A 6,537-nucleotide genomic window follows, 5' to 3' on the forward strand; every position below is an offset into this window, starting at 1 on the left:
ATACTTGCCGCCGAACACCGTCGTCGCCTTGATATCGGCGTTCACATTCGACGGGATCAGCTTCAAGTACCGCGGATACACCTCGAGGGCGAACTTCGCGGCCGGCTTGCCGTCGCGCACCGTCTCCGAGATCGACCCCACCCGGCCGATCTCCACCCCGTTATACGTGACCTTCGAACCCGGATCCATCACCAACCCGGCCCGCGACGCCAGCATGGTCAGCTGCGTCTTGGCGGTGAAGCTGCCCCGGAACTGCCCATACACAAGGGCCAGCGCCAGTGCGAAGATGACCAGGAGCGCCACGCCGGCCAGCTTGTACGGCGGGGTCCGCGGTGAATTGATCTGAATCGGTCGGGCCATGACGGTTACACCGTGAGCGCGAAGTTGGGGTTGACGCCATACAGCGCCAACGCGGCGGACAACACGACAACCTGTACCGACACCAATGAGAAGCGCATCGATCGACCGACTGCCTCACCCACACCGACCGGACCGCCGCCGGCGTTGTAGCCGTAGAAGCAGTGGGTGATCATCACGACCGCGGTGATGATGATCGCCTCCACGAACGACCAGAACACGTCCTCGGGGCGCAAGAACGTCCTGAAGTAGTGCTCGTAGGTGCCGTTCGACTGCCCGTAGATCACCGTCGTGGTGATCTGTGGGGACAGGAAAGTCATGATGATCGCCATGGAATAGATCGGGATGATGACGACCAGCCCCGCCATGATGCGGGTGGTCGCCAGGAACGAAATCGACTTGATGCCCATCACTTCCAGGGCATCAACCTCCTCGCTGATGCGCATGGCGCCCAGCTCCGCCGTGGCGCCGGCACCGACCGTGGCGGCCATGGCGATGCCGGTGACGACGGGCGCGGCGATGCGCACGTTGATCAGCGCGGCGAAGAAGCCGGTGAACGCCTCGACGCCGATGTTGCCGAGCGAGGCGAAACCCTGGATGGCGACCAGCGAGCTACCCGACAACGTCACGAAGCCGACGATGGCGACGGTGCCACCGATGACCGCCATCGCGCCGGTACCCATGCCGATCTGGGCGATCAGTCGCAAGGTCTCTTTTCGGTAGTTGCGCAGCGCGTGCGGAATGCTGCCGAGGGCGGTCGCGCCGAACCAGGCCATCTGACCGATGTCGTCGAGGCCGCGGGCCGCGGCGAGGCCGTAGCGGTTGAGGTTCTCTGCCGCCCGCGGGAAGCGGGAGCGAAGGACGGCGGAAGTCGACATGTCAGTGCCCCGTCCCGAACCGCACCCCGATCGTCGTCAGCACCACGTTCACGGCGTAGAGCGCGACGACGCAGAGCACGACGGTCTCGTTGACGGCAGTGCCCAGGCCTTTGGAGCCGCCGCTCACGGTCAGGCCGCGGTAGCAGCCGACCAGGCCGGCGATGAGGCCGAACACGGCGGCTTTGACCGTCGCGATGACAACCTCGGGCAGGCCGGTGATGGTGGTCAGGGTGGCCAGATACGCACCGCCGGACACGTTCTGCAGGTAGACGCCGAACAGGTAGCCACCGACCAGGCCGACCGTGATCACCAGGCCGTTGAGCAACGTGGCGACCAGGGTCGCCGCGAGCACACGGGGCACCACCAGGCGGTGGATCGGGTCGATGCCAAGCACCTCCATCGCGTCGATCTCCTCGCGGATGGTGCGAGCACCAAGGTCCGCGCAGATCGCCGTCGAGCCGGCACCGGCGACTACGAGCACCGTGGTCAGCGGGCCGAGCTGGGTGACCGCGCCGATTGCCGCGCCGGCACCGGACAGGTCAGCGGCCCCGAACTGAGCGAGCAGCACGTTGAGCGTGAAGATCAGCAACACGGTCAACGGGATCGAGACGAAGACGGTCGGCAGGAATGCGACCCGCATGATGAACCAGCACTGCAATATGAATTCGCGAACCTGGAACGGTCGACGGAACAGCGCCCTCCCGGTCAGGACGCACATCCGGAAGAATCCCCCGACGAGTGTCAAGGGCGTCCGCGCTTGGTCGCGCACATAGCTGACCAGGTAGGGGCCTTGCCGATTAGTCGACGTTTCGGTCACCGCTCCCCCCTCCGGCCGTCACCGCGCGCTTTCTGGCGTCGCGGCGGATCGTGTTGCACGCCTCGCCCCCTCACCGCTATGTAGCTAGGGCCGTCCCCACCTCGCCCCGGCTTGATGCCTGTGACCATCGGCTCCCTACTGGCAAGTAGTAACGGAGACCACAGGAATGTACCCGATGGCCAAGCACGTGTGAACCGCATCCGCACAATTAACCCTTCGCCAACAGCTGGCAAACGTTACAGCTCCTATCGCCTTTCTTCTCTACTCCTAAAACCTCTTGCCCGAGAATGGATTTAGTCGATTTGTCCAACTCCGTACCGCACCCGTAGTTCAGTCTTGAGCACCTTCCCGGCCGGGTTGCGCGGCAGGGCGTCGACGATCTCGAGCGCCTTGGGGTGCTTGTATCGCGCCAGCCGCTCGGTCAAAAACTCATCGAGTTGATCGAGTCGCAAATTGTCGTCCGCGACAGCGGCCACCGCGATGGGTACCTCGCCCCACCTGTCGTGAGCGCGGCCGATGACGGCGACTTCGACGATGCCGGGATGGCTGGCGAGGACGTTTTCCACTTCGGCGCAGTAGATGTTCTCGCCACCGGAGATGATCATGTCCTTCTTGCGGTCGACCACCCACACGTAGCCCTCCTCGTCCATGCGGACGAGGTCGCCGGAGTGGAACCAGCCGCCGGCGAACGCTTCCGCCGTGGCCTGCGGGTTGTTCCAGTAGCCGCTCATCAAAGTTGGTGCGCGGTAAACGATTTCGCCCACCTCACCGACCGGCACGTCGTTCATGTTTTCGTCGACGACGCGGGCGGCCACGGTGGGGATCACCTTGCCGACCGAGCCGCGTTTCCGAATCGCGTCCTCGCCCAGCAACATGCATGTGACCGGCGACATCTCCGTCTGGCCGAACGCGGCCAGTATCTGGGTGCCGGGGAACCTCGCCGACATCTCCCGCAGCAGCGCGTCGGGAGCCGGCGCGGCGCCCCACGAAATCACGCGCAATTTCAGGTCGCGCGGGCGGGCCTGCTGTTCGGCGCACACCGCCTGCCACTGGGCGGGCACCAGAAAGATTCCGGTGACCTTCTCCGCGGCGAGCACGTCGAGCAGCTGTCCGGGCTCGAAAGCGCCCAGCGGGTAGATCACCGTGGGGATGCCGAGCAGCACCCCGGTCAGCATGTTGCCGATGCCGGCTATGTGGAAGAAGGGCACACCGATGAATCCGACGTCGCTGTTGATGTCGGCGCCGTTGGTGTACAGGCCGGTCATCGTCTGGCCGGTCAGGTTGGTGTGGGTCAGCACGGCGCCCTTCGGCCGCCCGGTGGTACCCGAGGTGTACATGATCAGCGCCGGCGAGTCGTTCGGGATGTCGACGGGTCGGTGCTCTTGTCCGGACTCGTTGATGAGGTCCTCGTAGCCGAGCACGCTGTCGTCGGTCGCGGCGCCGGCGACCACGATGGTGCTCAGCGACGACTCGATGTCGCGGACCCCGGCGGCCACCGGGGCCAGCACGGGTTCGGTGACGATCACGCGCGCTTCACAGTCTTGGACCAGGAACGCGATTTCGGCCGGGGTGAGCCGGAAGTTCAGCGGGACCGCGATGGCGCCGAGCATGTTGACGGCCAGCACCGACTCGACGAACTCGGTGCGGTTGAGCATCAGGATCATCACCCGGTCACCGAATCCGACCCCCCGGCGGCTCAACGCATCGGCCAGCGCCGCCACCCGGCTCCGCAGGTCGCCCCACGTCAGGGTTTTGCCCAGGAACCGCAGCGCCGTCACCTTCGGCTGCATCAACGCGTGGCGTTCCAGCTGGTTCACCCAGTTCTGTCGCCGGGCCAGGTACGGCTGCTCGTCCGCCTGTGTCGGTTGGCTCGCCAATTGCGCGGTCAAGCTAAGCACTCCCCTTCACTCGCGCACCGCTTGCGCCAGGTTGATATTTGATAAAACTTAGTGTTGTGTGGGTCACACTATGGCGTTGACGGTCTACTGACAAGTCCCGTTAACAGCCGTCAAAACTCCAACCCCGTCCGGCCAAGCCCACGAAAGCCCTGGCAGTCCCGTGAACGCACCGATGTCAATGCAGCCGAGGAGTCGGCGGCCGCTGCGCCGGGCGCAATTGTCGGACGCGGTCGCGGGCCATTTGCGGGCGGCGATCATGTCCGGCGCGCTGCGTCCGGGCACGTTCATCCGCCTCGACGAGACCGCGGCAGAGCTCGGAGTCAGCGTCACCCCGGTGCGCGAGGCCCTGCTGAAGTTGCGCGGCGAGGGCATGGTGCAGTTAGAACCGCATCGCGGCCACGTCGTGCTGCCTTTGACCCGCCAGGACATCGAGGACATCTTCTGGTTGCAGGCGACGATCGCGCGCGAGCTGGCGGCGGCGGCCACCGACCACATCACCGAGGCCGAGATCGACGAGTTGGACCGGATCAACGACTCGCTGGCCGCGGCCGTCGGGTCCGGGGACGCCGAGACCATCGCGGGCATCGAGTTCGCATTCCATCGGGTCTTCAACCAGGCGAGTGGGCGCATCAAACTGGCCTGGTTCCTGCTCAACGCCGCGCGCTACATGCCGGTGCTGGTCTACGCCGCCGACCCGCATTGGGGAGAGGCCGCCGTCGCCAATCACCGCGAGCTGATCGCGGCGTTGCACCGGCACGACACCGCCGCGGTGATCGAGCACACCGTGTGGCAATTCACCGATGCCGCGACCCGCCTGGCCGAGATGCGCGGCCGCACCGGAATCTTCGACTAGCTCGCGGCCAGCTGCTCGGCGCGCTGCTTCAGGCTCTCGGCCAGATGGTCGAGCACATTGTTGAGGAGTTGCTTCACCATCGGTGCCGGCACCGGCATCGACGTTTCGACGTCCAGATCCACCGTCAGCAGGCTCGACGCTCCCATCGACACCACACTGAACAGCTGCTCCTGCTTGGTGAAGAGGTCGCCCTGCTGCAGGACTGTCTGGATCTGGTTTTCCCCGGGGTAGTACACCGCCTGGATGAACATGCTCTGCATGCCTTGGTAATCGGTGTCGAGCCGCAGCTGGCTGGGGCGCCCGTCGTCGTAGCGGGCAAGCACCCAGAGACCCTTGATCTCCTCGTTCCACTGCGGGTAGGCCTCGAAGTCGCCGACGATCTTCATGATCAACGCGGCGTCGGCGTCCACCTCGACGGTCTTGCTCATGACTGGCATGCGCGAAGCATAGCCGGGCGGGCGGTGCCTCCTTGCGTTGCCGTCGCGACCCGATTTGACGACGAAAGCCCTGATGCCAGGCGGTTATTGGTCGACGGCGGCGGTCGCCAGCAGGGCGCGGACGGCGTCGGGGATCGGGACAGACTTGCGGGTGACCCGGTCGACGTAGACGTGCACCCAGTGCCCCAGCGCGGTGATGGGTTGCGCGTCGTTGTCAGCGGGCTCGTTCCCCACGGCCCGGAACACCCCCAGCCGGTAGGTGACGCTGCTGCGGCCCAGCCGCGTGACGGCCAGCCCCACCACGAGGTTCTGCGGGAACTGCAGCTCGGAGAAATAGCGGCAACCCGATTCGGCGACGATGCCCAGCGCGGGCGTGGTGATCGGGTCCAGCCCGGTGCTGGTGTTGATCCAGGCGTTGATCGCGGTGTCGAACAGCTGGTAGTACACGGCGTTGTTGAGGTGGCCGAACATGTCGTTGTCGGCCCACCGGGTTCCGACCCGCCACAACACCGGAAAATCCTTGCTGGTCAGCCCGTCCGGTGCGGGCGGAACTACGGAAGCCGACGCCATGGTTGTATTCCAACATGTCTGGAATTCGGGGCGCGGTACTGGAGCGCATCGGATCACCCCGGCCCTACGCGCAGTCGCGGCCGATCACCGTCGCCGAACTCGACCTCGCGCCCCCGGGCCGCGACGAAGTCCTGGTCCGTGTCGAGGCGGCGGGCATCTGCCACTCCGACCTCTCGGTAGTCGATGGGAATCGGGTGCGGCCGGTGCCGATGCTGCTCGGCCACGAGGCCGCCGGGATCGTCGAGCGGGTCGGCGAGGGCGTCGACGACCTGGCCATCGGCCAGCGGGTGGTGCTGGTGTTCTTGCCGCGCTGCGGTCATTGCGTGGCCTGCGCAACCGAGGGCCTGACGCCGTGTGAACCGGGCAGCGCGGCGAACGGCGCAGGCACCTTGCTCGGCGGCGACATTCGGCTCAGCCGCGCCGGCCATCCCGTCTATCACCACCTCGGTGTCTCGGGTTTCGCGACGCACGCGGTCGTCAATCGGGCCAGCGCGGTCGCGGTGCCCGAAGAGGTGCCGGCCGACGTTGCCGCGCTGCTGGGTTGCGCGGTGCTCACCGGTGGCGGCGCGGTGCTCAACGTGGGCCATCCGCGGCCGGGCCAGACGGTCGGGGTGGTCGGACTTGGCGGCGTGGGGATGGCGGCGCTGCTCACCGCGCTGACCTACGACGACGTCCGCGTCGTCGCCATCGATCAATTGCCGGAGAAGTTGGCCGCCGCCCGGCGCCT

Annotated in this window: 8 protein-coding genes; 2 read left to right on the plus strand and 6 right to left on the minus strand. The window is 66.2% G+C overall.

Annotated features, from left to right (window positions below):
* The 4 genes from A5652_RS03780 to fadD5 form a co-directional block, all read right to left on the minus strand.
* Positions 1 to 360 (minus strand): MlaD family protein (locus A5652_RS03780; RefSeq protein ID WP_156745138.1); only part of this gene is annotated, 360 nt, incomplete at its 3' end.
* Between the two features lie 5 nt (positions 361 to 365).
* Positions 366 to 1,235: an ABC transporter permease gene (locus A5652_RS03785; protein ID WP_067346792.1), complete on the minus strand. Its 870-nt coding sequence runs from the start codon at positions 1,233 to 1,235 to the stop codon at positions 366 to 368.
* A 1-nt stretch (position 1,236) separates the two neighbouring features.
* Entirely contained in the window at positions 1,237 to 2,052 is an 816-nt protein-coding gene (locus A5652_RS03790; RefSeq protein WP_067346795.1) for an ABC transporter permease, read from the minus strand.
* A 293-nt stretch (positions 2,053 to 2,345) separates the two neighbouring features.
* A complete protein-coding gene (fadD5, locus tag A5652_RS03795) occupies positions 2,346 to 3,941 on the minus strand; it encodes a fatty-acid--CoA ligase FadD5 (RefSeq protein ID WP_067346800.1) in 1,596 nt (531 codons plus the stop codon).
* A gap of 181 nt (positions 3,942 to 4,122) precedes the next feature.
* Here fadD5 and A5652_RS03800 point away from each other — a divergent pair, with 181 nt between their 5' ends.
* Positions 4,123 to 4,803: a GntR family transcriptional regulator gene (locus A5652_RS03800; RefSeq protein ID WP_197513736.1), complete on the plus strand. Its 681-nt coding sequence runs from the start codon at positions 4,123 to 4,125 to the stop codon at positions 4,801 to 4,803.
* On the opposite strand, the gene A5652_RS03805 is transcribed toward A5652_RS03800, so the two are convergent.
* Entirely contained in the window at positions 4,800 to 5,240 is a 441-nt protein-coding gene (locus A5652_RS03805) for an SRPBCC family protein (protein WP_066861577.1), read from the minus strand. The two genes, A5652_RS03800 and A5652_RS03805, sit on opposite strands and share 4 nt — an antisense overlap.
* Positions 5,241 to 5,324: 84 nt before the next feature.
* The gene (locus tag A5652_RS03810) at positions 5,325 to 5,810 is read right to left on the minus strand and encodes a thioesterase family protein (RefSeq protein ID WP_156745139.1); all 486 of its coding nucleotides are present in this window, start codon (positions 5,808 to 5,810) and stop codon (positions 5,325 to 5,327) included.
* 14 nt (positions 5,811 to 5,824) lie between these two features.
* Between A5652_RS03810 and A5652_RS03815 the strand changes: the two genes are divergently transcribed.
* A partial coding sequence (locus tag A5652_RS03815; RefSeq protein WP_156745140.1) for an alcohol dehydrogenase catalytic domain-containing protein occupies positions 5,825 to 6,537 on the plus strand: 713 nt, incomplete at its 3' end.

It is taken from the genome of Mycobacterium sp. 1165178.9 (assembly GCF_001673555.1).
Classification (GTDB): domain Bacteria; phylum Actinomycetota; class Actinomycetes; order Mycobacteriales; family Mycobacteriaceae; genus Mycobacterium.